This window comes from Streptomyces sclerotialus, assembly GCF_040907265.1.
Lineage (GTDB): Bacteria > Actinomycetota > Actinomycetes > Streptomycetales > Streptomycetaceae > Streptomyces > Streptomyces sclerotialus.
Genome location: NZ_JBFOHP010000002.1, coordinates 5117133 through 5142620, shown reverse-complemented (window position 1 = coordinate 5142620; position 25488 = coordinate 5117133). Strand labels below are relative to the sequence as shown.

The window sequence follows — 25488 nt, the reverse complement described above, 5'->3', positions numbered from 1 at the left end:
GCCCGTGCGGACACACGGGCCCGGACTCAGGGTTCTCGGGCCGTGCGCGTCACTGGAGGGCGCTGCCGGCCTGCCACTGGGTCCAGTCCATGTTCCAGCCGTTCAGGCCGTTGTCGGGCTGGATGGTCTTGTCCGGGGAGTTCTTCATGACGACCACGTCACCGAGGAGGGAGTGGTCGTAGAACCAGGCTCCGTCGGTCTTGTCGTTCTTGGCGCCCTTGGCGTCCTCCAGGCCGATGCAGCCGTGGCTGGTGTTGGCCTTGCCGAAGATGCCCTTGCCCCAGTAGTTGCCGTGGATGAACGTGCCGGAGTCCGACAGCCGCATGGCGTGCGGGACGTCGGGGATGTCGTACTCGCCCTTGCCGTCCTTCTTCTTGAAGCCGACCGTCGAGCCGTCCATGCGGGTCTGCTCGAACTTCTCGGAGATCACCAGCTGACCGTTGTAGGTCGGGTTCTCCTTGCCGCCCGCCGAGATCGGGATCTGCTTCACGGTCCTGCCGTCGCGCACCACGGTCATCTGGTGGGTCTTGGCGTCGACCGTACTGACCTGGGAGCGGCCCACGTCGAAGCTGACGGTCTTGTCCTGGATGCCCTGCACGCCGGGCGAGGCCTCGGCGCCGTCCAGGTCGAGGTCCATGGTGACCTTCGTACCGGCCTTCCAGTACTCCTGCGGGCGGAAGTCCAGGCGGGTGTCGCTGAACCAGTGGCCGACGACCTTCTGGTTGCTGCTCGCCGCGACCTTGATCTTCGACTCGATGGCGGCCTTGTTCTTGACCGGCTTGTCGAAGTTGAGGGAGACCGGCATGCCGACGCCGACGGTCGAGCCGTCCTCGGGCGTGAAGTTGGCTATGAAGCTGTTGGTGGGCGAGACGGTGGTGAACGTGGAGTTCTCGACCGCCTTGCGGCCCTTGGAGTCCTCGGCGTGCGCAGTGATCTTGTACTGCGTGGAGCGCTTCAGCTGGGACTGCGGCTTCCAGGACTTGCCGTCCGCCGAGAGCGTGCCGGCCACCTTCTCCTTGGTGGCGACGGAGGTCATCGTCACGTCGGTGAGCTTGCCGTGGGCGACGGTGACCTCGGTGTCGTTGTTGATGCCCGCGTTGGCGGCACCGCTCTTCGGAGAGATCTTGATCGTGGCGTCCGAGGCGTCCTCGGCCGCCGCCCGGTCGACCTGCTCCTGTTTCTGGTGCTTCCCGGGAGGCCCCGAGCCGCCGCTGTCGCCGCTCGCGTTGTCACCACCGCCGCCGCAGGCCGCGAGCGTCAGCGCCCCGCCGAGCAGCGCTGCGGTGGCTATGAAGCCCTTGCGGCGCTTGCTGTCCGTCATCAGTCAGTTCTCCATTGCTACGAAACCTGAGGTCCTCCCCGAGCCATCTGGGCACACTTGGTCCCAGTCGCTCCCATGATGAACGCCTGTTCCCTTTTTGCCGTTCCATGCACGGGAAAGTGTGGGAAAGGACACCCCAGGTTCCGCAGCGACGGACGTGGCCGTCGAGGGCCGGTTGACGCGGACGTCAGACGTCTTCGTCGTCCCCCGTGTCGCCCAGGTCCCACTCCTCGGAATCAGGGTCGTACTCGGTTTCCTCGCTGCTCCACGACGCCTGGCTGAGTTCGACGCCGGGGACGTCGTTGACCAGGTCGAAGGGGTCGATGAGATGCGCGACGGCCTCGGCCGGCTCGGCCCGCACCGCTTCCCGCGCGTAGCTGCGCTCCTGGTCGGTCATGTGCTCTTCGCCGCTGATGCCGTCGAGGGCCGCGCCGGTCAGCAGGTCGGGGTCCGTGACCTCCATGACCAGTTCGACGCGCAGGCGGACAAACCGTGCTGTGTCACCGTTGCTCATGCCACGGAGCGTAAGCACCTCGGGGCCCTGGCTTCCCCGCGACCCGCGGCTGTTACTAACATCTGCGTAACGGCCAACGCGCCGAGCCGTGAAGGGGGATCGTTCCGTGACCGCACGCCGACCACTGGTGACTGCAGCTGCGGCCGGCTCGGTGCTGATCGCACTGTGTTTCGTCCCGTCGGCGAACGCCACCGTCGAGCACCACGCCGCCCAGCACTCCGCCGCCGCCCCGGCGGTCGGCCAGAAGGTGCAGGCCAGAGCGGCGGGAACGGCGACCGCTGACGGCGAGCGGTCGCAGGTCGTCCCAGGCACGCGGAGCACCGCCGGTACGGACGGCGCACAGGGCTCCGACGAGGTCCGGCTCGCCGACTCCGGCTCGATCGACACGACCCCGTACGCCGTCGGCGGCACGGCCTTCCTCGGCGTCGGGGCCGCCCTGGTCACCGTCGCCGTGCGCCGCTCCCGCGCCGAGACGGCCTGAGGGCCCGCGCCCCGGAGGGACCGGGCCCTGACGGCACCGGGGGCGGCCCGTCGCCCCCGGCCTTCTCGCCCCCTCGGCTCAGTCCAGCGCGCCGGTGACGGACTCCACGGCGGCCACCAGCCTGCCGCTCCGTACGAACTCGTACGCCGCCGCCAGGTCGGGCGCGAGGAAACGGTCCTCCCCCGGGCCCGGGACGCCTTCGGCCCGTACGGCCGCCAGTACCGCGCGGGTGGCGGAGGACGGGGTCAGCCCGTCGCGCATCTCCACCGCGCGGGTCGCGGCGTACAGCTCGACGGCGACGACCCGGGTGAGGTTGTCGATCGCGGTCCGCAGCTTGCGCGCCGCCGACCAGCCCATCGAGACGTGGTCCTCCTGCATGGCGGAGGACGGGATGGAGTCCACCGAGGCCGGCGCCGCGAGCCGCTTCATCTCGCTGACCAGCGCGGCCTGCGTGTACTGGGCGATCATCAGCCCGGAGTCCACGCCCGGGTCATCGGCCAGGAAGGCGGGCAGGCCGTGGGAGCGGTTCTTGTCCAGCAGCCGGTCGGTGCGGCGCTCGGCGACCGAGCCGAGGTCGGCGGCGGCGATGGCGAGGAAGTCCAGGACGTACGCGACCGGGGCGCCGTGGAAGTTGCCGTTGGACTCCACCCGGCCGTCCTCCAGGACGACGGGGTTGTCCACGGCGGCGGCCAGCTCGCGCTCGGCGACGAGGCGGGCGTGCGCCAGGGTGTCCCGGCCCGCGCCCGCGACCTGCGGGGCACAGCGCACGGAGTACGCGTCCTGGACGCGCGGGGCGCCCTCTTGTCCATCAAACCCGGTCTGGTGGTGTCCGGTGAGCCCGGAGCCGTCCAGTACCTTCAGCATGTTGGCGGCCGCGGCGGCCTGGCCCGGGTGCGGGCGGATGGCGTGCAGCTCGGGCGCGAGGACCTTGTCCGTGCCGAGCAGCGCCTCCAGGGAGAGGGCCGCGGTGATGTCGGCGGAGGTGAAGAGGCGGGCCAGGTCGGCGCAGGCCATCACGAGCATGCCGAGCATGCCGTCGGTGCCGTTCAGGAGGGCCAGGCCCTCCTTCTCGCGCAGTTCGACGGGCGCGATGCCGTGGGCCGCGAGCAGCTCGCCGGAGGGCCGTACGACGCCGTCGGGGCCCTCGGCCTCGCCTTCTCCCATGAGGGTCAGCGCGCAGTGCGAGAGCGGCGCGAGGTCGCCGGAGCAGCCGAGCGAGCCGTATTCGTGGACGACCGGGGTGATGCCGGCGTTGAGGATCTCCGCCATGGTCTCCACGACCAGGGGGCGTACACCCGTATGCCCCGAGGCGAGGGTCTTCAGGCGCAGGAACATCAGCGCGCGGACCACCTCGCGCTCGACGCGCGGGCCCATCCCGGCCGCGTGCGAGCGGACGATGTTGCGCTGGAGCTGGGCGCGCAGCTCGGGGCTGATGTGCCGGACGGCGAGCGCGCCGAAGCCGGTGGAGACGCCGTAGACCGGGTCCGGCTTGGCGGCGAGGTCGTCGATGAAGGCGCGGGAGGCGGCGACGGCCGCGAGCGCCTCGGCGGACACCTCGACGCGGGCGGCGCCGCGGGCCACGTCGATGACGTCCTGGGCGGTCGTGCCGGTCGTCCCCAGCACCACGGTGTGCATATCCATATTCAGGCACCCTAGAGAGTGAAAGCACAGATGTCATCAGCGGGGTACGGGAACACCCCTTACCCCCTGGGACGCACGGGGCGGCGGCCCGGCCCCCTCACGCCGGTCCCGGTCCCGGTCACGTGCTCAGCGGCGGAAGCGGCGGCGCTCCCCGTTCGGGACCGCCGGACCCTGCTCCGCCGCGTCGGCCAGGCGGACGACCGGATCGTCCGCGCCGCCGTCCCGCCCCGCCACCACCGGGCCCGGCGCGCGGGCGGCCTTGGCCCGGTACTGCGCGGCGTCCGCGAGCCGGAAGAGGCGGCGCGCCGACCGCACCGGGCCGACCGGGTCACCGGTCGAGGCGACGCCGACCGCCACGCCCTCACCGAGGTCCAACGCGCTCGCGCGGCGGCACAGTTCCGCCGCGACCCGCACCACGTCGTCGGCCGGCGGCCCGGCCGCCAGCAGACAGAACTCGTCGCCGCCGAGGCGGGCCGCCAGGGCGTCCGGCAGTATCGCGCCGCACAGGGACAGCACGGAGCCGAACCGTTCCAGCAGGTGGTCGCCCGCCGTGTGCCCCCGGGTGTCGTTCACCCGCTTCAGCCCGTTGAGGTCGCAGATCACCAGGCTGACGACCGTCCCCTCGGCACGGTGCCGCTCCAGCGCCTCGTCCAGCCGCATGTCGACCGCGCGCCGGTTCGCCAGCCCGGTCAGCGCGTCGGTGAAGGCGAGCCTGCGGACCTCGGCCAGCCGCTCGGTCTGGGCGATGCCGGCCGCGGCCACCGCGGCCAGCACGGTCGCGAAGTCCGCGTCGTCCCGGCCGAAGACCGGCGCGTCCCGCGGCCGGGCCACGTACAGCTCGCCCCAGGCCCGGCCGTGCAGCACGACCGGCGCCACCACACAGCTGCCCCGGCCGCGGCGGCGCAGCGCGGCCACCCTCCGATGACAGTACGAGCCCTCCTCGTGCGGCCCGTCGGCGGTCTCCACCCAGGCCTCGGGCTCACCGCCGCCCGCCCACCGCTCGTGCAGGAAGCCGACGATCTCGGGGAACTCGTGCACCGGGTAGGACTCGTCGTCCGGGTACTCCTGCTCACCCTCGGCCAGGTCACCGACGTTGACCAGCACCCGGAGCCGGCCGAGCTGGCGCTCCCACACGGAGACCGCGGCGAAGGAGCCGCCCAGCGCCTGGCACGCGCCGTACGCGGCGGCCCTGGCCGACTCCTCGGGGTGGTGGGCAGCGGCCATGGCCTGGGCGAGCGCCACGACGGCCCGCAGCCGGGCGTCGCACCCGTACCCGCCTCCGACCGCCGCCTCGCCCGTCACCGGCACTCACACTCCGTAACCGTCGGCGCATCCTGACCTTACAGACTAGGAAGGTTTGCCATGGTCCGCCCCTTATGGACGGATGACGGAAACGGGGGGACGCCGGGAGACGGGGCCGGGGCCGGAGCGGCCCCGCCGTCCTCCCCGGCCGGTCGTCACTCCCCCGGCCAGTCCGGGGTCCGCTTCTCGTTGAAGGCGGCCACGCCCTCGGCCCGGTCGCCGGAGAACGCGACGCTGCGCCAGGCGCCGTCCTCCAGGTCCAGCCCGGCCCGCAGGTCCAGGCCGTGCCCCAGACGCATGGCGCGCTTGGCGGCGCGCAGCCCGACGGGCGAGTTGCGGGCGATCCGCGCGGCCAGCGCCAGCGCCTCCGTACGGTCCTCGCCCGCGCCGACGAGCTGGTCGACCAGGCCCAGTTCGGCGGCCTCGGCGGCCTCCACGCGGCGCGCGGTGAAGACCAGCTCGGCCGCGCGGGCCGCGCCCACCCGGCGCGGCAGCAGCTGCGTACCTCCGCCGCCGGGGATCACGCCGACGGAGACCTCGGGGAGGCCGACGACGGCGGTGGGGTCGGCCACGATCAGGTCGCAGGAGAGCGCCAGCTCGAAGCCGCCGCCGAGCGCGAAGCCGTGCACCGCCGCGATGGTGGGCATCGGCAGCTCCAGCACGCCGGTGTAGGCGGCGCGGGTGTACGGGCGCTGGCGCATCAGGTCGGCGTCGCTGAAGGAGTTGCGCTCCTTGAGGTCGGCGCCGACGCAGAAGGCCCGGTCGTGGGTGGAGGTGAGCACGGTGGTCCTGACGGACCGGTCCGCGGCGAGGGCTTCGCAGGCGGCGGTGAGGGCCTTGGCCATGTCCGTGGAGACGGCGTTCATCGCCTTGGGGCGGTCCATGGCCAGCTCGGCGACGTTCTCGCCGTGGCGCCGGACCACTACGTACTCGCCGTACCGCTGCTCGTCCTGGTCGGCCATGGGTACCGTCCCTCCCGGTTAACGATCGCTTACGGGTGCGATCGTAGCCGGGAGGGCAAGGGCGGCCGCCGTCAGGACTTCGGCGGACGCCGCGTCAGCAGCCAGGGTTCGACCACGCCCAGGCCGCGGACCGGGCGCTGCCACATCGGCTGGAGCGCGAAGCGGTACGCGGGGACCGGGCCGTCGCCCTCCTTCTCCGCCGCTGCCGCCTCGGCCTCGGAGACCGGCGCGTCGCCGGACCGGCTCAGCTCCTCGGCGAACGCCTCGTCGACCAGGACGGTGTCCTTGGGCGCTATGGAGGTGAGCCGGCTGGCGAGGTTCACCGTCGTGCCGAAGACGTCGCCCATGCGGGTCGTGACCGTGCCGAAGGCGATGCCGACCCGCAGCTCGGGCATGGTCTCGTCGTTGGCCATGGTCTCGATGAGGCGCAGCCCGATCTCGGCGGCGGTGCCCGCGTCGTCGGCGGAGTACAGCACCTCGTCGCCGAGGGTCTTGATGAGCCGGCCGCCGTGCGCGGCGACCAGGTCGGCGGCCGTGGTCTCGAACGCCTCGACCAGCTCGCCCAGTTCCTCCTCCTCCAGGCGGCGGGTGAGGCGGGTGAAGCCGACCAGGTCGGCGAAGCCGACGGCGAGCCGCCGGTCGACCATCTCGGCGTCGTCCTGGGCCTGGACGACCCGGCCGGTCGCGGCGGCGAGCTGCCGGCGCCAGACGTAGACCAGGAACTCCTCCAGCTCGGGCAGGAGCAGTTCGACCAGCGGGTAGGTGATCTCCGTACGGGTCAGGCCGGAGTCCTGCGGTTCGGTGAGCCCCTCCAGGAAGGAGTCGATCTGCCAGTCGGCGAGCCGGGCGGTGGTCTGTCCGGTCGAGCGGGCCACCTGCACCGCCATCGCCTCGCTCAGCAGCCCGGCCTCCACGAGCCCGGAGAGCCGGCGCAGCGCCAGCACGTCGGCCTCGGTGAGCGCCTTGACCTGGCCGATGTCCGCGAAGCCCATGGCCCGCCAGAAGCGGGACGCCAGATCCATGGAGACCCCGGCACTGCGGGCCGCCTGGAACGGTGTGTAGCGCCGCTCGGAGCCGAGGATCAGCTGTTCCAGGCGGAGGGCGATGGTGTCGTCGCCGGACTCCCCGTCGGGGCCGTCGGCGGCGTCGGCGTCACGCGGCACCGCTTCCGCGTCGCGCGGCGATGCGCCCGAGTCGTCGAGGGTCACCGCGCCCTCCTCTTCCGATCCCTGCGCACTGCCCTTCCGATCACTGTTCGCCCGCGGCCCGCTGCCGGACCGATCGCGTCAACGATACGGCAGGTGTGCTCTGGCTCACTCTCACATTCCACACATAACGCACCATTCGCATGTGTGGAATGTCGTCAAGAGCCACCCACCGTCTCCAGTGGCCCCGGCCCGGGGCCGCCACACCCGGCCGGCCCGGCGTCCGGCCTCTCTCAGCCCGCTTCCGCGGCCGGCCGCAGATGGACGATGTCACCCGCCGAGACCGGGCGCTGCACGCCGTCCCCGGTGGCCAGAACCAGCCGTCCGTCGCCGTCCACGGCCACCGCCTCGCCCCGGATCTCCTGGTCGCCGGGGAGCAGCGCGCGGACGGTACGGCCGAGCGTCGCGCAGCCCGCCGCGTACGCCTCCTGCAGCCCGCTGTCCGCGGCGTCCCCGTCGGCGGCCCGCCAGTCGCCGTACCACTTCTCCAGCGAGCGCAGTACGGCCCGCAGCAGCGGATCGCGGTCGGTGCCCTGCGCCCCGGCCAGGGCGAGCGAGCCGGCGCCGGGCACCGGCAGCTCCTCGGCGCGCAGCGAGACGTTCAGCCCGATGCCGATGACGACGCCGTCACCGGCCGCCTCGGCGAGGATGCCGCCCGCCTTGCGCTCCTCGCCGTCCACGGTGAGGAGGAGGTCGTTGGGCCACTTCAGTGCCGTGTCGACGCCGGCCGTGCGGGCGAGCGCGGTGGCGGTGGCCACCCCGGCCAGCAGCGGCAGCCAGCCCCAGCGCGCCGAGGGCACGTCGGGCTCCAGGTACACGGAGAAGAAGAGGCCGGAGCGGGGCGGCGCCGACCACGTGCGGTCCAGCCGGCCGCGGGCCGCCCACTGCTCCTCCGCGACGAGCACGCTGCCCGCCGCCGCCTCGCCCTTGGCCGCGCGGGCCGCCAGGTCGGTGTTGGTGGAGCCGGTGGCCTGGACCACTTCCAGGGAGGTCCACAGGGAGCCGGGCCGGACGAGGGCCTTGCGCAGCGCCGCCGCGTTCAGCGGGGGACGGTCGAGGTCGTTCCACCGGCCGCCGCGGTCCATGTCTGAGTTGTCGGGGTTTCCGGGAGGTTGAGGCGTCATGGTGCCCAGCCTAGGAGGCTCCGGAGCCCGCGGAGTGTGGTCAACGACGCAGTGCCGCTGAGCAGCGCCGCGGATACGCTACGAATCGGTAGGCAACTCCCCCGTAGCGAATCGGTCCCCCGTACGAGCACCAGTCCAGGACGAGCAGGAGCCGCATCCCGATGTCCGAGCCGGAAGCACCCTCGTTTGACAATTCAGCCAGCCACACCACAGCGGGCAAGCTGGCGGATCTTCAGCGACGTATCGAAGAGGCCACGCACGCCGGTTCGGCGCGCGCCGTGGAAAAGCAGCACGCCAAGGGCAAGTTGACCGCCCGTGAGCGGATCGACCTGCTGCTGGACGAAGGGTCCTTCGTCGAGCTGGACGAGTTCGCGCGGCACCGCTCGACCGACTTCGGAATGGCGGAGAACCGCCCCTACGGCGACGGCGTGGTCACCGGCTACGGCACCGTCGACGGCCGCCCGGTCGCGGTCTTCTCGCAGGACTTCACGGTCTTCGGCGGGGCGCTGGGCGGCGTCTTCGGCGAGAAGATCGTCAAGGTGATGGACTTCGCGCTGAAGAACGGCTGCCCGGTCATCGGCATCAACGACTCCGGCGGCGCGCGCATCCAGGAGGGCGTGGTCTCGCTCGGCGCGTACGGCGAGATCTTCCGCCGCAACACCCACGCCTCCGGCGTCATCCCGCAGATCTCCCTGATCGTGGGCCCGTGCGCGGGCGGCGCGGTCTACTCCCCGGCCATCACCGACTTCACGGTCATGGTCGACCAGACCTCGCACATGTTCATCACCGGGCCCGACGTCATCAAGACCGTCACCGGCGAGGACGTGGGCTTCGAGGAGCTGGGCGGCGCCCGCACCCACAACGCCACCTCCGGCGTCGCCCACCACATGGCGGGCGACGAGAAGGACGCCGTCGAGTACATCAAGGCGCTGCTGTCCTACCTGCCGTCCAACAACCTCTCCGAGCCGCCGTCCTTCCCCGAGGAGGCGGACCTGGAGACCAGCGACCACGACCGCGAGCTGGACACGCTGATCCCGGACTCGGCGAACCAGCCGTACGACATGCTCTCCGTCATCGAGCACGTGCTGGACGACGGCGAGTTCCTGGAGGTCCAGGCGCTGTACGCGCCGAACATGGTCACCGGCTACGGCCGCGTCGAGGGCCACTCGGTGGGCATCGTCGCCAACCAGCCGATGCAGTTCGCGGGCACCCTGGACATCAAGGCGTCCGAGAAGGCCGCGCGCTTCGTGCGCACCTGCGACGCCTACAACATCCCCGTCCTCACCTTCGTGGACGTGCCCGGCTTCCTGCCGGGCACGGACCAGGAGTGGGACGGCATCATCCGGCGCGGCGCCAAGCTGATCTACGCGTACGCCGAGGCGACCGTCCCGCTGATCACGGTCATCACCCGCAAGGCGTTCGGCGGCGCGTACGACGTCATGGGCTCCAAGCACCTGGGCGCCGACCTCAACCTCGCCTGGCCCACCGCCCAGATCGCCGTCATGGGCGCGCAGGGCGCGGTGAACATCCTGTACCGCCGCACCCTCGCCGCGATCGAGGACCCGGCGGAGCAGGAGGCGAAGCGCCAGGAGCTGATCGCCGAGTACGAGGACACCCTCCTCAACCCCTACGCAGCGGCCGAGCGTGGCTACGTGGACGCGGTGATCATGCCGTCCGAGACCCGCCGGCACATCGTCCGCGGCCTGCGCACGCTGCGCAACAAGCGCGAGCAGCTGCCCCCGAAGAAGCACGGCAACATCCCGCTGTAGGACACGCACGTCCCGACGGACCCGAGGAGGCTGACGGTGATCAAGGTCGTACGGGGCAACCCGACACCCGAGGAACTGGCCGCCGCGGTCGCGGTGGTGCAGGCACGCGCGGCGGCCGCCGCTGCCGCCGAGCCGGGCGGCGGCCCGGCACGGGGCGAGGAGTGGTCCGACCCGGCGTCCCGCGTCCCGCGGCGGATTCCGCATCCGGGCCCGCGCGCCTGGCGGACCAGCTTCTGGCCACGCTGACCGGTCGACGTCGCGGCGGCGCCTGAGTACGCGTACTCAGGCGCCGCCGCGACGAGAGGCGCAGGATCGGAAGCATGCTGTGGTCCGACCCGTCCGACGATCCTTCCGAGGAGCTGCGCAAAGCAGAAGCCATGCTCCGTCGGGCCGGCATCGTGCTGGCGGTCGCCGCCGTCCTGTTACTGCTGCTGCTCGGCTGGTCCGGCTGAGCCCGCCGCCTCGCGCGCCGGCTCGACCGTGCCGCTGACCTCGCCGAATCCGATGCGCACGCCGTCCCGGGCGGGCGCTGTCGCGCGCAGCGTGACGGTGTCGCCGTCGGCGAGGTAGGCGCGGGTGGAGCCGTCGGCGAGCTTGACCGGTTCGGTGCCGTTCCAGCCCAGTTCGAGGAACGAGCCGCGCTGGTCCGGCTCCGGGCCGGAGACCGTGCCCGAGGCGTAGAAGTCACCGGTGCGCAGGCTCGCCCCGTTGACCGTCATATGGGCGAGCATCTGCGCCGCCGTCCAGTACATGGTGCGGAACGGCGGCCGGGACAGCACCGTGCCGTTGCACTCCACCTCCATCGCCAGGTCCAGTCCCCACGGCTCGTCCTCGCGCAGGTACGGCAGCGGCTCGGGGTCCTGCGCCGGCGGCGCGACCCGCGCCTCCTCGAGCGCGTCCAGCGGCACCACCCACGGCGAGACGGACGTCGCGAAGGACTTGCCCAGGAAGGGGCCGAGCGGCACGTACTCCCACGCCTGGATGTCCCGTGCGCTCCAGTCGTTGACCAGCACCACCCCGAAGACGTGGTCGGCGAAGTCCGCGGGGGCGACCGGGCTGCCCAGCTCCGACGGCGCGCCCACGACGAAGCCCACCTCGGCCTCGATGTCCAGCCGTACGGACGGGCCGAAGCCGGGCGCCTCGGCGTCCGGCGCCTTGCGCTGCCCGCACGGCCGCACGACCGGCGTGCCGGAGACCACGACCGTCCCGGCCCGCCCGTGGTAACCGACCGGCAGGTGCTTCCAGTTCGGCATCAGCGGCGGCTGGTTCGGGCGGAACACCCGGCCGAGGTTGGACGCGTGGTGCTCGGACGCGTAGAAGTCCACGTAGTCGGCGACCTCGAACGGCAGGTGCAGCGTCACCTCCGCACGCGGGACCAGGTGCGGTCCGACGGCCGCGCGGTACCGCTCGTCGGTCAGCAGCTCGGTGAGGCGGGCCCGCACCGCGCGCCAGGCGTCCCGGCCGCGCGCCATGAACGGGTTCAGGGCCGGTGCGGCGAAGTCCTCCGCGTACGGCAGCCCGGCGTCCGCGCCGAGCCGCGACAGGTCCAGCACGTGTTCGCCGATCGCCACGCCCGCGCGCGGCGGCTCGCCCGCGCGGGAGAAGATCCCGTACGGCAGGTTCTGCACGGGGAAGTCGGAGTGCTCCGGTACGGGCACCCAGGATCGGGTCGTCATGCGTCCAGCTCCCTGTCGGTGGAGGTCTTCGGGGACGGGCGGGGGCCGGTCAGGCCCAGCGCCCGCAGGTCTTCCAGTGGCTCGCTCGTACTGCACGAGCCGTACCCGGTGAACACCGTGCGGGTACGCGCGATGAGCGCCGGGGTCACCGCGCGGGCCTCCGCGGCCAGCGCGACGGGATCGGTGGACCGCAGGACCGCCTCGACGCCGTCGGCCGCGGCGCCGTCCGCCGCCCGGCACACCGCCAGCAGCAGGTTCAGGAACCCGTGGTGGGTGAAGCCGGTGACCGCGTCGCGGTACCGCACGGCGTGGTGCAGCCCGGCGGTCGCCTTGAACGGCAGCCCGCGGCGCACGCACGCGCACACGAACGCCGCCAGCTGCTCGACCGACGGGAAGAGCTCGGCACGTACGCCGCCGCAGCGCACCTTCGCGGCGAGCCCGGCCGCCGTCAGCTCGTCCAGCGCGGCCTCCCACCCCTCGGTGAGCGGGATCTCGACATGCTGCGGGAAGCCCGGCGGCGGGCCGTACGGCAGGTTCTTCAGCGCGTCCGCCGCCTGCCGGACGGCCGTGACCAGGTCGGGCCCCGCCGGCAGCGGGCCTTCCAGGGCGACCAGCCGCAGCCGGCCGTCGGCGGCGATCCGGCGGTGCGCTTCCACCAGCGGGTCCCACTCCAGCGGGCTGATCAGCCCCAGCCGGAACCGGTCGGCCGCGTCCAGCGCCGCCGACAGCTCCGGCAGCCGCCCGGCCGGGCAGAGGAACCGGTGGCTGAGCACCGGATCACCAGCGGCGGCGTCCGCCCGGTGCCGGCCGACGGCCGCCGCCATCTCCAGCTGCTCGGGCGGGAACAGCCCGGCATCGTCCACGAGCCGTTGGTACAACGCGGATATGGTCATCGCTCACGCCTCCTGAGGTCCGTGGCCGCCTGCCCACGTCCAGGCATACCCCTCGTCCTCGCACGCCGTGCCGCCTTCCCCCAGTCCGAGCGGCCGGAAGGTGTCGACCATGACGGCCAGCTCGTCGAAGAAGTCCGCTCCGATGCTGCGCTCGTACGCGCCGGGCTGCGGGCCGTGCGCGTGCCCGCCCGGGTGCAGCGACACCGAACCCTGCCCGATGCCGGAGCCCTTGCGGGCCTCGTAGTCGCCGCCGCAGTAGAACATCACCTCGTCGGAGTCGACGTTGGAGTGGTAGTACGGCACCGGCACCGACAGCGGGTGATAGTCGACCTTGCGCGGCACGAAGTTGCAGATCACGAAGTTGTGCCCTTCGAAGACCTGGTGGACGGGCGGCGGCTGGTGCACCCGCCCGGTGAGCGGTTCGAACTCGTGGATGCTGACGGCGTACGGGTACAGACAGCCGTCCCAGCCCACCACGTCGAACGGGTGCGTGGGGTAGGTCAGCACGGTTCCGGCCAGCCCGCCGGGCCCCGGCCCGCGGTGTTTGACCAGTACGTCCACCTCCCCCTCCGGCTCGGCGAGCAGCGGCCCGTCCGGTCCGCGCAGATCCCGCTCGCAGTACGGGGCGTGCTCCAGCAGCTGCCCGTACCGGGACAGATAGCGGCTCGGCGGCGCGATGTGGCTGTTCGCCTCGACGCAGTACGCGCGCAGCGGCGCGTCCCCCGTCGGGACCCAGCGGTGCGTGGTGGCCCGCGGGATCACGAGGTGGTCGCCGGGCCGGGCTTCCAGCACGCCGAAGACCGTCTCCAGGCGGGCCGTGCCGCTCTCCACGTACACGCACTCGTCGCCGACGCCGTTGCGGTACAGCGGCGAGACCGCGCCCGCCACCACGTAACCGATCCGTACGTCCTCGTTGCCGAGCAGCAGGCGGCGCCCGGTGACCGCGTCGGTGGCGGCCGGATCGGCGCCCGCGAAGAGCGCGGGCAGCTTCAGGTGCCGGGGCTTGAGGGGGTGGTTGGGGACGGTGGTGAGGCCGGGCAGCTCCCAGGGGCGGCTGCCGGTGATCGCCGAGGGGATCGCCCGGTGGTAGAGCAGCGAGGAGTCCGAGGAGAAGCCCTCCTCCCCCATCAGCTCCTCGTAGTACAGCCCTCCGTCGGGACGGCGGTGCTGGGTGTGCCGCTTGGCCGGGACGTCGCCGGTACGGCGGTAGTACGGCATGGGATCGCGTGCCTCCTCGTCCCCTCGCGGGCACGGTGTTCAAATAACGGACACTGCTCTCTGCTATCCGGACGAGCCACTGCACTGTGGCCGGAGGCCGAACGCCTGTCAATAGGCCCACGGCCGGGGCCCGGCCGCCGGGGGCGCGGGCTGCGGAGGCGGCTCGCCCGCCGCCTACCATGACGCGCATGACCGAAAAGCCCCGCCGCCTCGTACTCGCCTCCCAGTCCCCCGCCCGCCTCGGCCTGCTGCGCCAGGCCGGCCTGGCCCCCGACGTCGTCGTCAGCGGCGTGGACGAGGACGCGATCACCGCCGACTCCCCGGGCGAACTGGCCCGCGTACTGGCCGAGGCCAAGGCGGACGCCGTGGCCCGCCGCGACGGGACCGCCGGCGCGCTGGTCGTCGGCTGCGACTCCGTACTCGACCTGGACGGGCGGGCGCTGGGCAAGCCGGCCGACGCCGAGGACGCCACCGCGCGCTGGAAGGCGATGCGCGGCCGGTCCGGCGTGCTGCGTACCGGGCACTGCGTCATCGACACCGGAAGCGGCCGCCGGGTGTCGGCGACCGCCGCCACCACGGTCCGCTTCGGCGAGCCGTCCGACGCGGAGATCGCGGCGTACGTGGCGAGCGGCGAACCGCTGTACGTCGCGGGCGCGTTCACGCTCGACGGGCGCTCGGCACCGTTCATCGACGGCATCGACGGCGACCCGGGCAACGTCATCGGCCTGTCCCTGCCGCTTCTGCGCCGCCTGCTGGCCGACGTGGGAGTAGAGATCACCGACCTCTGGGCGTGAGCAGCCCTCCGGACGTGAGGCAGCGGAGCCGGGCGCGGCCCGGGCGGGCTACGCCGCGGGAGGCTCGGGCGGGCTACGCCGCCGGGGACGGCTCGGCGCCCGGGGCTCCCGGAGCGCCGTCAGCGCCGGACGGCTCCGGGGCCTCCGGCGCCGGGGCGTAGGCCAGCAGAGTGAAGATCAGCAGGCCCAGGACGGCCATGGCGCCGGCGAAGGCGGCCCAGCCGACCAGCCCGACGGCGAACGCGCCGACCAGGCCGTGGACCACGGCGCAGCTGATGAGGACGGTACGGGCGAAGCCGCCGGGTGCCCGGTCGCGGACCGCGCAGCGCAGCGCGAAGAAGGCGCAGAGCAGCAGGTAGAGGCCGATGGCGAGGCCGCCGGCCCAGGCCCCGGCCGCCATGGCGTGGGTGTCCAGCCCGGCCAGCGACATCTTCTGCCGGTCGACGAAGACGCTCAGGATCCAGTTGAGCAGCGCGATCCCGGCCGCTTCCAGGACCAGTACCGCCGCCGTCACCCCGGCCACGGGTCTGCGTGCCGCCACCGCGCCCACCCACTTCCGCTGTTGTCCGGCGCGTTTCCGCGCCTGTTACCGCCAGTACAGAAGACGGGTGCACGCTACTAACGGGTAATAGCCAGGACAAGGGGCGTGCAGCGGGCGGCGTTCCCGTGCGTCACACCCGACACCCACCCGGCAAAGTTTCTTCCCGCCATTAGTAGGGTCCCCACAAAGAAACGGTGCCGTTCGGGAGTCGAGCGCATCGAGAGCTTGCCCACACCGATCCTCGATCGTGCCTCCGAACTTCCGGGCATACCCTGGGAATGCAGGGGACTTCGGCGCGTGGCTCGCGCCGGACGCACGCGCCTTGTGGGGAAGCTCACCCCCGGGGCCGACTCGGCACATGGTGTCGTCAGTCCCTAAACTCAGCTTGTTTCGAGGAGGGAGCCATCGTGCGCAAGGTGCTCATCGCCAACCGTGGCGAAATCGCTGTCCGCGTCGCCCGTGCATGCCAGGACGCCGGGATCGGGAGCGTAGCCGTCTACGCCGACCCGGACCGGGACGCTCTGCACGTCCGCGCGGCGGATGAGGCATACGCCCTGGGCGGTGACACTCCTGCCACCAGCTACCTGGACATCGCCAAGGTCCTGCAGGCCGCGGCCGATTCCGGCGCGGACGCCGTCCACCCCGGCTACGGCTTCCTCTCCGAGAACGCCGAGTTCGCCCAGGCGGTGCTGGACGCGGGACTGATCTGGATCGGCCCGCCGCCGCAGGCCATCCGCGACCTGGGCGACAAGGTCGCCGCCCGGCACATCGCCCAGCGCGCCGGCGCCCCGCTGGTGGCCGGCACCAAGGACCCGGTCTCCGGCGCCGAGGAGGTCGTGGCCTTCGCCGAGGAACACGGCCTGCCCATCGCCATCAAGGCCGCCTTCGGCGGCGGCGGCCGCGGCCTGAAGGTCGCCCGCACCCTGGAGGAGGTCCCCGAGCTGTACGACTCCGCCGTCCGCGAGGCGGTGGCCGCCTTCGGCCGCGGGGAGTGCTTCGTGGAGCGCTACCTGGACCGCCCGCGGCATGTGGAGACCCAGTGCCTGGCCGACAAGCACGGCAACGTGGTCGTGGTCTCCACCCGCGACTGCTCCCTGCAGCGCCGCCACCAGAAGCTGGTGGAGGAGGCCCCCGCGCCGTTCCTGACCGCCGAGCAGAACGCCGAGCTCTACCGCGCCTCCAAGGCGATCCTGAAGGAGGCCGGCTACGAGGGCGCCGGCACCTGTGAGTTCCTGGTCGGCCAGGACGGCACCATCTCCTTCCTGGAGGTCAACACCCGCCTGCAGGTCGAGCACCCGGTCACCGAGGAGGTCACCGGGCTGGACCTGGTGCGGGAGATGTTCCGCATCGCCGACGGCGAGGAACTGGGCTACGACGACCCGCCGGTGCGCGGCCACTCCTTCGAATTCCGCATCAACGGCGAGGACCCGGGCCGCAACTTCCTGCCCGCCCCCGGCACGGTGACGAAGTTCGAGGCCCCGGCCGGCCCGGGCGTCCGCCTGGACGCCGGCGTGGAGTCCGGCAGCGTGATCGGCCCGGCCTGGGACTCCCTGCTGGCCAAGCTCATCGTCACCGGCGCCACCCGGCAGCAGGCGCTGCAGCGTGCCGCCCGCGCGCTGAACGAGTTCACCGTCGAGGGCATGGCCACCGCCCTCCCCTTCCACCGCACGGTCGTGAAGGACCCGGCCTTCGCGCCGGAGCTGACCGGCTCCACCGACCCGTTCCAGGTCCACACCCGCTGGATCGAGACCGAGTTCGTCAACGACATCAAGCCGTTCGCGGCGCCGGGCGCGGACGAGGCCGAGGAAGAGAGCGGCCGCGAGACCGTCGTCGTCGAGGTCGGCGGCAAGCGCCTGGAGGTCTCCCTGCCCTCCTCGCTCGGCATGTCGCTGGCCCGTACCGGCCTCGCCGCCGGCGCCAAGCCCAAGCGCAAGGCCGCCAAGAAGTCCGGCTCCGCCGCCTCCGGCGACACCCTCGCCTCCCCGATGCAGGGCACCATCGTCAAGGTCGCGGTGGAGGAGGGCCAGGAGGTCAAGGAGGGCGACCTGGTCGTCGTCCTGGAGGCCATGAAGATGGAGCAGCCGCTGAACGCGCACCGCTCCGGCACCGTCAAGGGCCTGACCGCCGAGGTCGGCGCCTCCCTCACCTCCGGCGCCGTGATCTGCGAGATCAAGGACTGATCCGGAGGGATCGAGGACCGAGCACGGCGTCGACCGTACGTACGTGAGTGAGGGGCGCCCGGCCGAGCCGGGCGCCCCTCGCGTCGTGCGGGCTTCGGCCACGGCCCGGGTACGGCGCCGCGGCCACCCGATACCGTTGAGGTGAGCCCTGCCTACGGAAGGGCAGGTACAGGAAGGACGGCGATGGCGACCGAGACGGCGCACACCGATTCCGCACGCCCCATGCGTGCCGACGCGCGCCGGAACTACGAGCGACTGCTGGCGGAGGCCCGGACGGCCTTCACCGAGCGCGGTACGGACACCTCGCTGGAGGACATCGCGCGCCGTGCCGGTGTCGGCATCGGCACCCTCTACCGTCACTTCCCCAACCGCACCGCGCTGATGGGCGCCGTCTTCCAGGGTGAGGTGGACGCCCTGCTGGCCCGCGCGCGGGAACTGGGGGACGCCCCGCAGCCCTGTGCCGCGCTGGTGGAGTGGCTGCGCGCGATCATCACGCACGCCAGCACCTACCGCGGCCTGTCGCGCGCGCTGATGGCGGCGCCGGCCGACGAGAGCTCCGGGCTGGCGAGATGCAGCCGGCCGATGCGTGCGGCGGGCGGCGAACTGCTCGCCCGGGCCCAGCGGTCCGGTGCCGTACGTCCCGATGTGGACATCCGTGACCTGATGCAGCTGACCAACGGCATCGCGCTGGCCGCCGAGGAGTCGCCGGACGACCCGGAGCTGGCCGACCGGCTGCTGACACTCACCCTGACCGGCCTGAAGGCCGGCCGGTGAGCGACGTCGTACGGAAGCACGTGCCGAACGGCTGAGACCCCGCGGTCCTCAGCGTTCAGCGCCGTCGTGGCGCCAGGTCGGCGACCCGGCCCGCCTGCGGGTCGGGGGCGAGTGCGGCCGAGCGCAGCTGCGGCCCGGCGCCGGCTGTCGGATGGCTGCGCCGCTGTCCCGGCAGTGGTACCTCCCTTCTCGGCCCCCGGCGGTCCGCCGCCGGGGTGCCTTCCGTACTCCCCTGGGCCTGGGCGGCCGCCGCCGCGGCCCCGCCGGAGACCGTGATCTGTACGCCCTGGTCGGCCAGGGCCTGCAGTTCGGTCGCGGCGCGGTCGTCGTGGCCGGGCGGTTCGTCCGTCACCAGGCGTGTGATGACGTCGGTCGGCACGGTCTGGAACATGGTGTCCGTACCGAGTTTGGTGTGGTCGGCGAGGACCACCACCTCCGCGGCGGCCTGCACCAGCGCTCTGTCGACGCTGGCGGAGAGCATGTTGGAGGTGGAGAGACCGCGCTCGGCGGTCAGACCGCTGCCCGACAGGAAGGCACGGGACACCCGCAGCCCCTGGAGGGACTGCTCGGCGCCGCTGCCGACCAGCGCGTAGTTGGAGCCCCGGAGCGTGCCGCCGGTCATGACGACCTCGACGCGGTTGGCGTGCGCCAGGGCCTGGGCGACCAGCAGGGAGTTGGTCACGACGGTCAGGCCCGGGACCCGGGCGAGCCGGCGGGCCAGCTCCTGTGTGGTCGTCCCCGCGCCGACGACGATGGCCTCGCCTTCCTCGACGAAGCTCGCGGCGAGATCGGCGATGGCCGTCTTCTCCGCCGTTGCTAGATGGGATTTCTGCGGGAAGCCGGATTCGCGGGTGAAGCCACCCGGCAGCACCGCACCGCCGTGCCGGCGGTCGAGCAGTCCTTCGGCCTCCAGTGCCCGCACGTCCCGCCGTACGGTCACTTCTGAGGTCTGGACGACGCGGGCGAGCTCACGGAGCGAAACCGCTCCGTTCGCTCGCACCATTTCAAGGATCAATTGGCGACGTTCTGCAGCGAACACGAAACTGACAGTAACGCCAACGACCGTCTGTTTTCAGCAGGTTGCACCAATTTTCGGAAGTTGTTCGTGTGCGACACCCGCGAGTGATATAGGGGGTTCGTTCGTGCGAATCCGCCCCGGGCGCGCCGCCGGGATCACTCCCCGGCGGACTTCCGGGTGTGCAGTTGCCGCGCGACCTCGGCTATCGAGCCGGAGAGCGAGGGGTAGACCGTGAACGCGCTGGCGATCTGCTCCACCGTCAGGTTGTTGTCCACCGCGATCGAAATCGGATGAATCAGTTCGCTCGCGCGCGGTGATACGACCACACCGCCGACGACGATGCCCGTACCCGGGCGGCAGAACAGCTTGACGAAGCCGTCCCGGATGCCCTGCATCTTCGCACGCGGGTTGCGCAGCAGCGGCAGTTTGACGACCCGTGCGTCGATCTTGCCGTTGTCGACGTCGGCCTGGCTGTAACCGACAGTGGCGATCTCCGGGTCGGTGAAGACGTTCGCGGAGACGGTCTTGAGGTTCAGCGGGGCCACCGCGTCACCGAGGAAGTGGTACATCGCGATCCGGCCCTGCATGGCCGCGACCGAGGCGAGCGCGAAGACGCCGGTGCAGTCGCCCGCCGCGTACACGCCGGGGGCCGAGGTGCGGGAGACCTTGTCGGTCCAGATGTGGCCGGACTCCTTGAGCTTGACGCCGGCTTCTTCCAGGCCGACGCCCGCGGTGTTGGGGATCGAGCCGACGGCCATCAGGCAGTGCGTGCCGGAGATCGTACGGCCGTCCGAGAGGGTCACCTCGACGCGGTCGCCGACGCGCTTGGCGGAGGCGGCGCGGGAGCGGGACATCACGTTCATCCCGCGGCGGCGGAAGACGTCCTCCAGGACGGCGGCGGCGTCCGGGTCCTCCCCCGGGAGCACGCGGTCGCGGGAGGAGACGAGGGTGACGCGGGAGCCGAGGGCCTGGTAGGCGCCGGCGAACTCGGCGCCGGTGACGCCGGAACCGACCACGATGAGCTCCTCGGGGAGCTCGTCCAGGTCGTAGACCTGCGTCCAGTTCAGGATGCGCTCGCCGTCGGGCTGGGCGTCGGGGATCTCGCGGGGGTGCGCGCCGGTGGCGATCAGTACGGCGTCGGCGGTCAGCGTCTCCTCGCTGCCGTCGGCGGCGGTGACGGTGACCTGGCGGGAGCCGTCCACGGCCTGGCCCGGCTCCAGCCGGCCGCGGCCGCGCATGACCCGGCCGCCGGCGCGGGTGACGGAGGCGGTGATGTCGTGCGACTGGGCGAGCGCGAGGCGCTTCACACGGCGGTTGACCTTGCCGAGGTCCACGCCGACGACGCGCGCGGGGCGGTCGATGTGCGGGGTGTCGTCCTCGACGATGATGCCGAGCTCCTCGTACGACGAGTCGAAGGTGGTCATCACCTCGGCCGTCGCGATGAGAGTCTTCGAGGGCACGCAGTCGGTGAGCACCGAGGCGCCGCCGAGGCCGTCGCAGTCGACGACGGTCACCTCCGCGCCGAGCTGGGCGCCCACCAGCGCCGCCTCGTAGCCGCCAGGTCCGCCACCGATGATCACGATCCGGGTCAAGGGATTACGCCTCGCGCTCTCGTTTCCGGCCCGCCCAGCGCGGTTCCGGCCGGGGGTCCGGGGGTCGCCCCCCGGGGTATGCAGTACGTACTCCATTGTCCCGCACGCTCCTCCCGCGTTCAGCGCGGGGGCCGCCGTACGGACCGCCGTCCACAGGAGTGCAGGCCGGGCGCCGTGGCCCCGGCGGATCCCCGGGACACGGGCCGCCCTCCCGTACCCTCAGAGCCATGTCGCTCTACGCCGCCTACGCCGGCAACCTCGACGCGCGGCTGATGTCCCGCCGCGCTCCCCACTCACCACTGCGCGGCACCGGCTGGCTGAACGGCTGGCGGCTCACCTTCGGCGGGGAGCAGATGGGCTGGGAGGGGGCGCTCGCCACGCTCGTGGAGGCCCCGCGCTCCCAGGTCTTCGTGGCGCTGTACGACATCGCCCCGATGGACGAGGAGTCGATGGACCGCTGGGAAGGCGTCGGGATGGACATATACCGCCGGATGCGGGTGCGGGTGCACACGCTGGACGGCGACGAGGCGGCCTGGCTGTACGTCCTGAACGGCTACGAGGGCGGGCTGCCCTCCGCCCGGTACCTCGGTGAGATCGCGGACGCGGCGGAGTCGGCGGGCGCGCCCCACGACTACGTGATGGAGCTGCGGAAACGGCCCTGCTGAAGGCCCGGCGGGGCCGGCCGCGCGGGCCCGCCCCGGCCGGTTCGTAGGAAAAGACCAATCGGACCGTGGCACCTCCGTGACGATCCACATCTACGCGCGTAGGCGATTACCGGCTACCCTCGTCCGCGTGAACGCATCTGTTACCCCGGACCTGGCGAGCGACCCGCGTACCGCCGCCACCGACGCCGCCGACCGCCTGCGCGAGCTGACCGGCGCCGAGACCCACGACGTTGCCCTGGTCATGGGCTCGGGCTGGGCCCCGGCCGCCGAGGCGCTGGGTGAGCCCGAGCACGAATTCCTCGTCACCGAGCTGCCGGGCTTCCCGCCCCCGGCCGTGGAGGGCCACGGCGGCAAGATCCGCTCGTACGCCCTCGGCGACAAGCGCGCACTGGTCTTCCTCGGCCGGACGCATTACTACGAGGGCCGCGGAGTGGCGGCCGTCGCCCACGGCGTCCGTACCGCCGTGGCCGCCGGCTGCAAGACGGTCGTCCTCACCAACGGCTGCGGCGGCCTGCGCGAGGGCATGCGTCCCGGCCAGCCGGTCCTCATCAGCGACCACCTCAACCTCACCGCCACCTCACCGATCGTCGGCGCGAACTTCGTCGACCTGACCGACCTGTACTCGCCGCGGCTGCGCGCGCTGTGCAAGGAGGTCGACCCGACCCTGGAGGAGGGCGTCTACGCCCAGTTCCCCGGGCCGCACTACGAGACCCCCGCCGAGATCCGGATGATCCGCACGCTCGGTGCCGACCTGGTCGGCATGTCCACCGTCCTGGAGGCCATCGCCGCACGTGAGGCGGGCGCCGAGGTGCTCGGCCTGTCCCTGGTGACCAACCTCGCCGCGGGCATGACCGGCGAGCCGCTCAACCACGAAGAGGTGCTCCAGGCCGGCCGCGACTCCGCGACCCGCATGGGCAGCCTGCTCGGCCAGGTGCTCAGCAAGATCTGAGCCCCGGTGTCCGTCGCGCGGCGGCCCGGCACGGAACCGGCCGGTGGCCGGTTCCCGCCGTCCGGGCCGGGCGCGGGGTATGGGTTACGAGCCGGGGCGGGCGCGGGAACCACGGCGTACGCCGGCCCGTCCGTACGGCACCGTACGCGCGGCTCCGCGGCCGCCCGCTGCCGCACCGCAGCGGCCTCCCGTGCCCCGGCACCCGAGCGCCGTCCCGTACGCGTACCGCACGGCACCGCACCTACAGGCACCCCTCACGCACCCCACAGGCAGGAGCATCACGTGGCAACCGTCCCCGCGGAGCTGACCGGCCGGGCGAAGGCCTGGCTGGCCGAGGACCCCGACCCGGAGACCCGCGAAGAGCTGGCGAAGCTCATCGAGACCGAGGACACCGACGAGCTGGCCGAACGGTTCGCCGGCACCCTGCAGTTCGGCACCGCGGGGCTCCGCGGCGAGCTGGGCGCGGGCCCGATGCGGATGAACCGCGCCGTCGTCATCCGGGCCGCGGCCGGGCTGGCCGCCTACCTCAAGGACCAGGGCCAGGGCGGCGGCCTGGTCGTCATCGGCTACGACGCGCGCCACAAGAGCGCCGACTTCGCCCGGGACACCGCCGCCGTCATGACCGGCGCCGGCCTGAAGGCGGCGCTGCTGCCGCGCCCGCTGCCCACCCCGGTGCTCGCGTTCGCGATCCGGCACCTGGGCGCGGTCGCCGGCGTGGAGGTCACCGCCAGCCACAACCCGCCCCGTGACAACGGCTACAAGGTCTACCTCGGCGACGGCTCGCAGATCGTGCCGCCCGCCGACGGCGAGATCGCGTCCCGGATCGCCGCGGTCGGCCCGCTGACCGAGGTGGCGCGCCCCGAGAGCGGCTGGGACGTACTCGGCGAGGACGTCCTGGCGGCGTACCTGGCCCGTACGGAGGCGGTCCTCACGCCCGGCTCGCCGCGGGACACCCGCGTCGTCTACACGCCGATGCACGGCGTCGGCCGGGACGTCCTGACCGCGGCGTTCGAGCGGGCCGGGTTCCCGGCGCCGGTGGTCGTCGCCGAGCAGGCAGAGCCCGACCCGGACTTCCCGACGGTCGCGTTCCCCAACCCCGAGGAGCCCGGGGCGATGGACCTGGCCTTCGAGACGGCCCGGACGGCGCAGCCCGACATCGTCGTCGCCAACGACCCGGACGCGGACCGCTGCGCCGTCGCCGTGCCGGCACCGGAGACGGCGGCGGGCTGGCGGATGCTGCGCGGTGACGAGGTCGGCGCACTGCTCGCCGCGCACGTGGTCGGCTCGGGCGCACGGGGCACCGTCGCCACGACGATCGTCTCCTCCTCGCTGCTGTCCCGGATCGCCGCCGCGGCCGGTCTGCCGTACACGGAGACGCTGACCGGCTTCAAGTGGCTGGCCCGCGTGGACGGCCTGCGGTACGCGTACGAGGAGGCCCTGGGGTACGCGGTGGACCCGGCCGGGGTGCGGGACAAGGACGGCATCACGGCGGCGCTGCTGATCACCGAGCTCGCGGCCGTCCTCAAGCGGGACGGCCGGACGCTGACCGACCTGCTGGACGACCTGGCGGTCGAGCACGGGCTGCACGCCACCGACCAGCTCTCCGTGCGCGTCGAGGACCTGTCGGTCATCTCCGACGCGATGCGCCGGCTGCGCGCGCAGCCGCCGGCCGCGCTGGGCGGGCTCACGGTGTCCTCGGCCGAGGACCTGTCGCAGGGCTCGGCGTCGCTGCCGCCGACCGACGGCCTGCGGTACACGCTGTCCGGGTCCGGCGAGGTGACAGCGGGCCGGGTCGTCGTCCGCCCGAGCGGCACGGAGCCGAAGCTGAAGTGCTACTTGGAGGCCGTGGTACCGGTCGCCTCGCGGGACGCGCTCCCGGAGGCACGCCGCACGGCGGACGCGGCGCTCGCCGCGATCAAGGCCGACCTGTCGGCCGCGGCGGGTCTCTGACCCTCGGGGCGCCCCTGTAGGCGCGGGCCTGCGGGCCCGCCCCTACAGGGGCGCGGGGGACTGCGCGGCCGGCCACGACGGCACCGCGGTCGGCCGCCGGGCCGCACCGCCCGCCCCGGATGCCGGTGGTCGCTCCCCCGGCACGACCGCGTGCCTGCGCTACAGCGCGAGCAGGAGCACCAGCGCGACGACGCCCACCGCGAGCGGCACGAGGATCTCGTAGGACCAGCGGACGGCGACGGCACCCTGCGCTTCCGCGCGCCCCGCGTTGCGCTCCCGCAGCTCACGCAGCTCGTCCAGGGACTGATCGGCCGAGGCGCGCCGCACCTCGGCCGGTTCCTCGCCGCGCGCCGCGGCCCCCGCGGCCTTCGCCGACATCCGGTTGGCGCGCTTGCGCTGCCGCAGCGAGACCGGGATCGCCCACAGCTGGTACTTCCTGCCGCCCGTGAAGACCTCGCAGGAGAAGGACGCGCGCAGGTCCTCGACCGCGCCCCAGGGCAGCACGATGGTGCGGAAGGGGTTGCACACGGTCAGCCGCTCCGCGTTCGCGCGGACCACCGGGCGCAGGGTGAAGGCGGTCACCAGCGGCACGCCGGTCAGCAGCCCGGCCGCCGCCAGCATGCGGGTCCGCGGGGTGCCGTTGATCAGCGCGTCGACGCCCAGCCAGGCGATGAGCGCGAGCAGCAGGACGCCGCCGACCAGGGCCGCGGGCGACCGGTAGGTGCGGTCCGCGTAGGTCGGCGCGGTTCCGCTGGAGGAGTTGTCCGGGCTCGTCATACCGGCGATTGTGCCCGAGAGTCCGGCATCCGGACGTTGCGGTCCGGCATCGATGACCGGCCGCCGGGCCGGGGGGCCGGTGCTCCGCCCGGAATTCCCCGGCCGCATCTGGAGGGGTGACACACCGCTACGCGCGTAGATA

Annotated in this window: 24 protein-coding genes; 10 read left to right on the top strand and 14 right to left on the bottom strand. The window is 72.8% G+C overall.

What is annotated here, in order from left to right:
• Positions 1 to 49: 49 nt before the first annotated feature.
• Positions 50 to 1321, bottom strand: a complete 1272-nt coding sequence (locus tag AAC944_RS22895) for a L,D-transpeptidase (RefSeq protein ID WP_030623328.1) — start codon at positions 1319 to 1321, stop codon at positions 50 to 52.
• Positions 1322 to 1508: 187 nt separating this feature from the next.
• The gene (locus AAC944_RS22890) at positions 1509 to 1835 is read right to left on the bottom strand and encodes a hypothetical protein (protein WP_030623331.1); all 327 of its coding nucleotides are present in this window, start codon (positions 1833 to 1835) and stop codon (positions 1509 to 1511) included.
• Between the two features lie 106 nt (positions 1836 to 1941).
• Between AAC944_RS22890 and AAC944_RS22885 the strand changes: the two genes are divergently transcribed.
• Complete coding sequence (locus AAC944_RS22885; RefSeq protein WP_030623333.1) at positions 1942 to 2316, top strand: hypothetical protein; 375 nt, start codon at positions 1942 to 1944, stop codon at positions 2314 to 2316.
• Positions 2317 to 2394: 78 nt separating this feature from the next.
• Here AAC944_RS22885 and hutH read toward each other — a convergent pair whose 3' ends face one another.
• From hutH to AAC944_RS22860, 5 genes are all read right to left on the bottom strand, one after another.
• A complete protein-coding gene (gene hutH / locus AAC944_RS22880) occupies positions 2395 to 3957 on the bottom strand; it encodes a histidine ammonia-lyase (protein WP_030623337.1) in 1563 nt (520 codons plus the stop codon).
• 126 nt (positions 3958 to 4083) lie between these two features.
• Positions 4084 to 5181, bottom strand: coding sequence for a GGDEF domain-containing protein (locus AAC944_RS22875; RefSeq protein WP_051872370.1), 1098 nt, complete (start codon positions 5179 to 5181; stop codon positions 4084 to 4086).
• A 233-nt stretch (positions 5182 to 5414) separates the two neighbouring features.
• Positions 5415 to 6221, bottom strand: a complete 807-nt coding sequence (locus AAC944_RS22870) for an enoyl-CoA hydratase/isomerase family protein (RefSeq protein WP_030623344.1) — start codon at positions 6219 to 6221, stop codon at positions 5415 to 5417.
• 71 nt (positions 6222 to 6292) lie between these two features.
• Positions 6293 to 7384 (bottom strand): adenylate/guanylate cyclase domain-containing protein, encoded by a 1092-nt coding sequence (locus tag AAC944_RS22865; RefSeq protein WP_368397314.1) that lies wholly within the window; start codon positions 7382 to 7384, stop codon positions 6293 to 6295.
• A 275-nt stretch (positions 7385 to 7659) separates the two neighbouring features.
• Positions 7660 to 8550: a biotin--[acetyl-CoA-carboxylase] ligase gene (locus AAC944_RS22860; protein WP_030623348.1), complete on the bottom strand. Its 891-nt coding sequence runs from the start codon at positions 8548 to 8550 to the stop codon at positions 7660 to 7662.
• 161 nt (positions 8551 to 8711) lie between these two features.
• Between AAC944_RS22860 and AAC944_RS22855 the strand changes: the two genes are divergently transcribed.
• From AAC944_RS22855 to mmpB, 3 genes are all read left to right on the top strand, one after another.
• On the top strand, positions 8712 to 10319 hold the full coding sequence (locus tag AAC944_RS22855) for an acyl-CoA carboxylase subunit beta (protein ID WP_030623351.1): 1608 nt from the start codon (positions 8712 to 8714) through the stop codon (positions 10317 to 10319).
• 36 nt (positions 10320 to 10355) lie between these two features.
• Positions 10356 to 10565: an acyl-CoA carboxylase subunit epsilon gene (locus tag AAC944_RS22850; RefSeq protein ID WP_030623354.1), complete on the top strand. Its 210-nt coding sequence runs from the start codon at positions 10356 to 10358 to the stop codon at positions 10563 to 10565.
• Between the two features lie 74 nt (positions 10566 to 10639).
• Positions 10640 to 10771, top strand: a complete 132-nt coding sequence (gene mmpB, locus AAC944_RS22845) for a morphogenic membrane protein MmpB (RefSeq protein WP_368396412.1) — start codon at positions 10640 to 10642, stop codon at positions 10769 to 10771.
• Here the strand turns inward: mmpB and fahA are convergent.
• Genes fahA through AAC944_RS22830 form a run of 3 tightly spaced genes read right to left on the bottom strand, consistent with a single transcriptional unit; the run spans position 10742 to position 14106 of the window.
• Entirely contained in the window at positions 10742 to 11995 is a 1254-nt protein-coding gene (gene fahA, locus AAC944_RS22840; RefSeq protein WP_030623360.1) for a fumarylacetoacetase, read from the bottom strand. The genes mmpB and fahA overlap by 30 nt on opposite strands.
• Positions 11992 to 12888, bottom strand: coding sequence for a hypothetical protein (locus AAC944_RS22835; RefSeq protein WP_030623368.1), 897 nt, complete (start codon positions 12886 to 12888; stop codon positions 11992 to 11994). Before AAC944_RS22835 ends, fahA begins: the two co-directional genes overlap by 4 nt.
• A 3-nt stretch (positions 12889 to 12891) precedes the next feature.
• Positions 12892 to 14106: a homogentisate 1,2-dioxygenase gene (locus AAC944_RS22830; RefSeq protein WP_030623371.1), complete on the bottom strand. Its 1215-nt coding sequence runs from the start codon at positions 14104 to 14106 to the stop codon at positions 12892 to 12894.
• Between the two features lie 188 nt (positions 14107 to 14294).
• Between AAC944_RS22830 and AAC944_RS22825 the strand changes: the two genes are divergently transcribed.
• On the top strand, positions 14295 to 14900 hold the full coding sequence (locus AAC944_RS22825) for a Maf family protein (RefSeq protein ID WP_030623373.1): 606 nt from the start codon (positions 14295 to 14297) through the stop codon (positions 14898 to 14900).
• Positions 14901 to 14973: 73 nt separating this feature from the next.
• Here AAC944_RS22825 and AAC944_RS22820 read toward each other — a convergent pair whose 3' ends face one another.
• Positions 14974 to 15441 carry a hypothetical protein gene (locus tag AAC944_RS22820; protein WP_438272751.1) on the bottom strand — a complete coding sequence of 156 codons (468 nt, stop codon included), beginning with the start codon at positions 15439 to 15441 and terminating at the stop codon, positions 14974 to 14976.
• A gap of 407 nt (positions 15442 to 15848) precedes the next feature.
• Between AAC944_RS22820 and AAC944_RS22815 the strand changes: the two genes are divergently transcribed.
• Together AAC944_RS22815 and AAC944_RS22810 are read left to right on the top strand one after the other, a co-directional pair.
• Complete coding sequence (locus AAC944_RS22815) at positions 15849 to 17621, top strand: acetyl/propionyl/methylcrotonyl-CoA carboxylase subunit alpha (RefSeq protein ID WP_368396411.1); 1773 nt, start codon at positions 15849 to 15851, stop codon at positions 17619 to 17621.
• 183 nt (positions 17622 to 17804) lie between these two features.
• Positions 17805 to 18395, top strand: a complete 591-nt coding sequence (locus tag AAC944_RS22810; RefSeq protein WP_051872446.1) for a TetR/AcrR family transcriptional regulator — start codon at positions 17805 to 17807, stop codon at positions 18393 to 18395.
• A 55-nt stretch (positions 18396 to 18450) separates the two neighbouring features.
• Here AAC944_RS22810 and AAC944_RS22805 read toward each other — a convergent pair whose 3' ends face one another.
• Together AAC944_RS22805 and AAC944_RS22800 are read right to left on the bottom strand one after the other, a co-directional pair.
• Positions 18451 to 19398 (bottom strand): DeoR/GlpR family DNA-binding transcription regulator, encoded by a 948-nt coding sequence (locus AAC944_RS22805; protein ID WP_030625269.1) that lies wholly within the window; start codon positions 19396 to 19398, stop codon positions 18451 to 18453.
• 170 nt (positions 19399 to 19568) lie between these two features.
• Positions 19569 to 21005 carry an NAD(P)H-quinone dehydrogenase gene (locus AAC944_RS22800; protein ID WP_030625266.1) on the bottom strand — a complete coding sequence of 479 codons (1437 nt, stop codon included), beginning with the start codon at positions 21003 to 21005 and terminating at the stop codon, positions 19569 to 19571.
• Positions 21006 to 21232: 227 nt separating this feature from the next.
• Between AAC944_RS22800 and AAC944_RS22795 the strand changes: the two genes are divergently transcribed.
• From AAC944_RS22795 to AAC944_RS22785, 3 genes are all read left to right on the top strand, one after another.
• Complete coding sequence (locus AAC944_RS22795; RefSeq protein ID WP_030254019.1) at positions 21233 to 21670, top strand: gamma-glutamylcyclotransferase family protein; 438 nt, start codon at positions 21233 to 21235, stop codon at positions 21668 to 21670.
• Between the two features lie 127 nt (positions 21671 to 21797).
• Positions 21798 to 22619 carry a purine-nucleoside phosphorylase gene (locus AAC944_RS22790; protein WP_030625261.1) on the top strand — a complete coding sequence of 274 codons (822 nt, stop codon included), beginning with the start codon at positions 21798 to 21800 and terminating at the stop codon, positions 22617 to 22619.
• Positions 22620 to 22901: 282 nt separating this feature from the next.
• On the top strand, positions 22902 to 24569 hold the full coding sequence (locus AAC944_RS22785) for a phospho-sugar mutase (protein WP_030625258.1): 1668 nt from the start codon (positions 22902 to 22904) through the stop codon (positions 24567 to 24569).
• 159 nt (positions 24570 to 24728) lie between these two features.
• Here AAC944_RS22785 and AAC944_RS22780 read toward each other — a convergent pair whose 3' ends face one another.
• Positions 24729 to 25346: a PH domain-containing protein gene (locus AAC944_RS22780; protein WP_030625255.1), complete on the bottom strand. Its 618-nt coding sequence runs from the start codon at positions 25344 to 25346 to the stop codon at positions 24729 to 24731.
• Positions 25347 to 25488: the final 142 nt, after the last annotated feature.

Excerpts from the sequence above, each read along its gene's own strand:
- hutH (WP_030623337.1), bottom strand. The coding sequence starts at position 3,957 with ATGGATATGCACACCGTGGTGCTGGGGACGACCGGCACGACCGCCCAG.
- AAC944_RS22855 (WP_030623351.1), top strand. The coding sequence starts at position 8,712 with ATGTCCGAGCCGGAAGCACCCTCGTTTGACAATTCAGCCAGCCACACC.
- AAC944_RS22870 (WP_030623344.1), bottom strand. The coding sequence starts at position 6,221 with ATGGCCGACCAGGACGAGCAGCGGTACGGCGAGTACGTAGTGGTCCGG.
- AAC944_RS22830 (WP_030623371.1), bottom strand. The coding sequence starts at position 14,106 with ATGCCGTACTACCGCCGTACCGGCGACGTCCCGGCCAAGCGGCACACC.
- mmpB (WP_368396412.1), top strand. The coding sequence starts at position 10,640 with ATGCTGTGGTCCGACCCGTCCGACGATCCTTCCGAGGAGCTGCGCAAA.
- AAC944_RS22810 (WP_051872446.1), top strand. The coding sequence starts at position 17,805 with ATGGCGACCGAGACGGCGCACACCGATTCCGCACGCCCCATGCGTGCC.
- AAC944_RS22895 (WP_030623328.1), bottom strand. The coding sequence starts at position 1,321 with ATGACGGACAGCAAGCGCCGCAAGGGCTTCATAGCCACCGCAGCGCTG.
- AAC944_RS22780 (WP_030625255.1), bottom strand. The coding sequence starts at position 25,346 with ATGACGAGCCCGGACAACTCCTCCAGCGGAACCGCGCCGACCTACGCG.
- AAC944_RS22805 (WP_030625269.1), bottom strand. The coding sequence starts at position 19,398 with ATGGTGCGAGCGAACGGAGCGGTTTCGCTCCGTGAGCTCGCCCGCGTC.
- AAC944_RS22835 (WP_030623368.1), bottom strand. The coding sequence starts at position 12,888 with ATGACCATATCCGCGTTGTACCAACGGCTCGTGGACGATGCCGGGCTG.
- fahA (WP_030623360.1), bottom strand. The coding sequence starts at position 11,995 with ATGACGACCCGATCCTGGGTGCCCGTACCGGAGCACTCCGACTTCCCC.
- AAC944_RS22795 (WP_030254019.1), top strand. The coding sequence starts at position 21,233 with ATGTCGCTCTACGCCGCCTACGCCGGCAACCTCGACGCGCGGCTGATG.
- AAC944_RS22890 (WP_030623331.1), bottom strand. The coding sequence starts at position 1,835 with ATGAGCAACGGTGACACAGCACGGTTTGTCCGCCTGCGCGTCGAACTG.
- AAC944_RS22875 (WP_051872370.1), bottom strand. The coding sequence starts at position 5,181 with ATGGCCGCTGCCCACCACCCCGAGGAGTCGGCCAGGGCCGCCGCGTAC.
- AAC944_RS22860 (WP_030623348.1), bottom strand. The coding sequence starts at position 8,550 with ATGACGCCTCAACCTCCCGGAAACCCCGACAACTCAGACATGGACCGC.
- AAC944_RS22825 (WP_030623373.1), top strand. The coding sequence starts at position 14,295 with ATGACCGAAAAGCCCCGCCGCCTCGTACTCGCCTCCCAGTCCCCCGCC.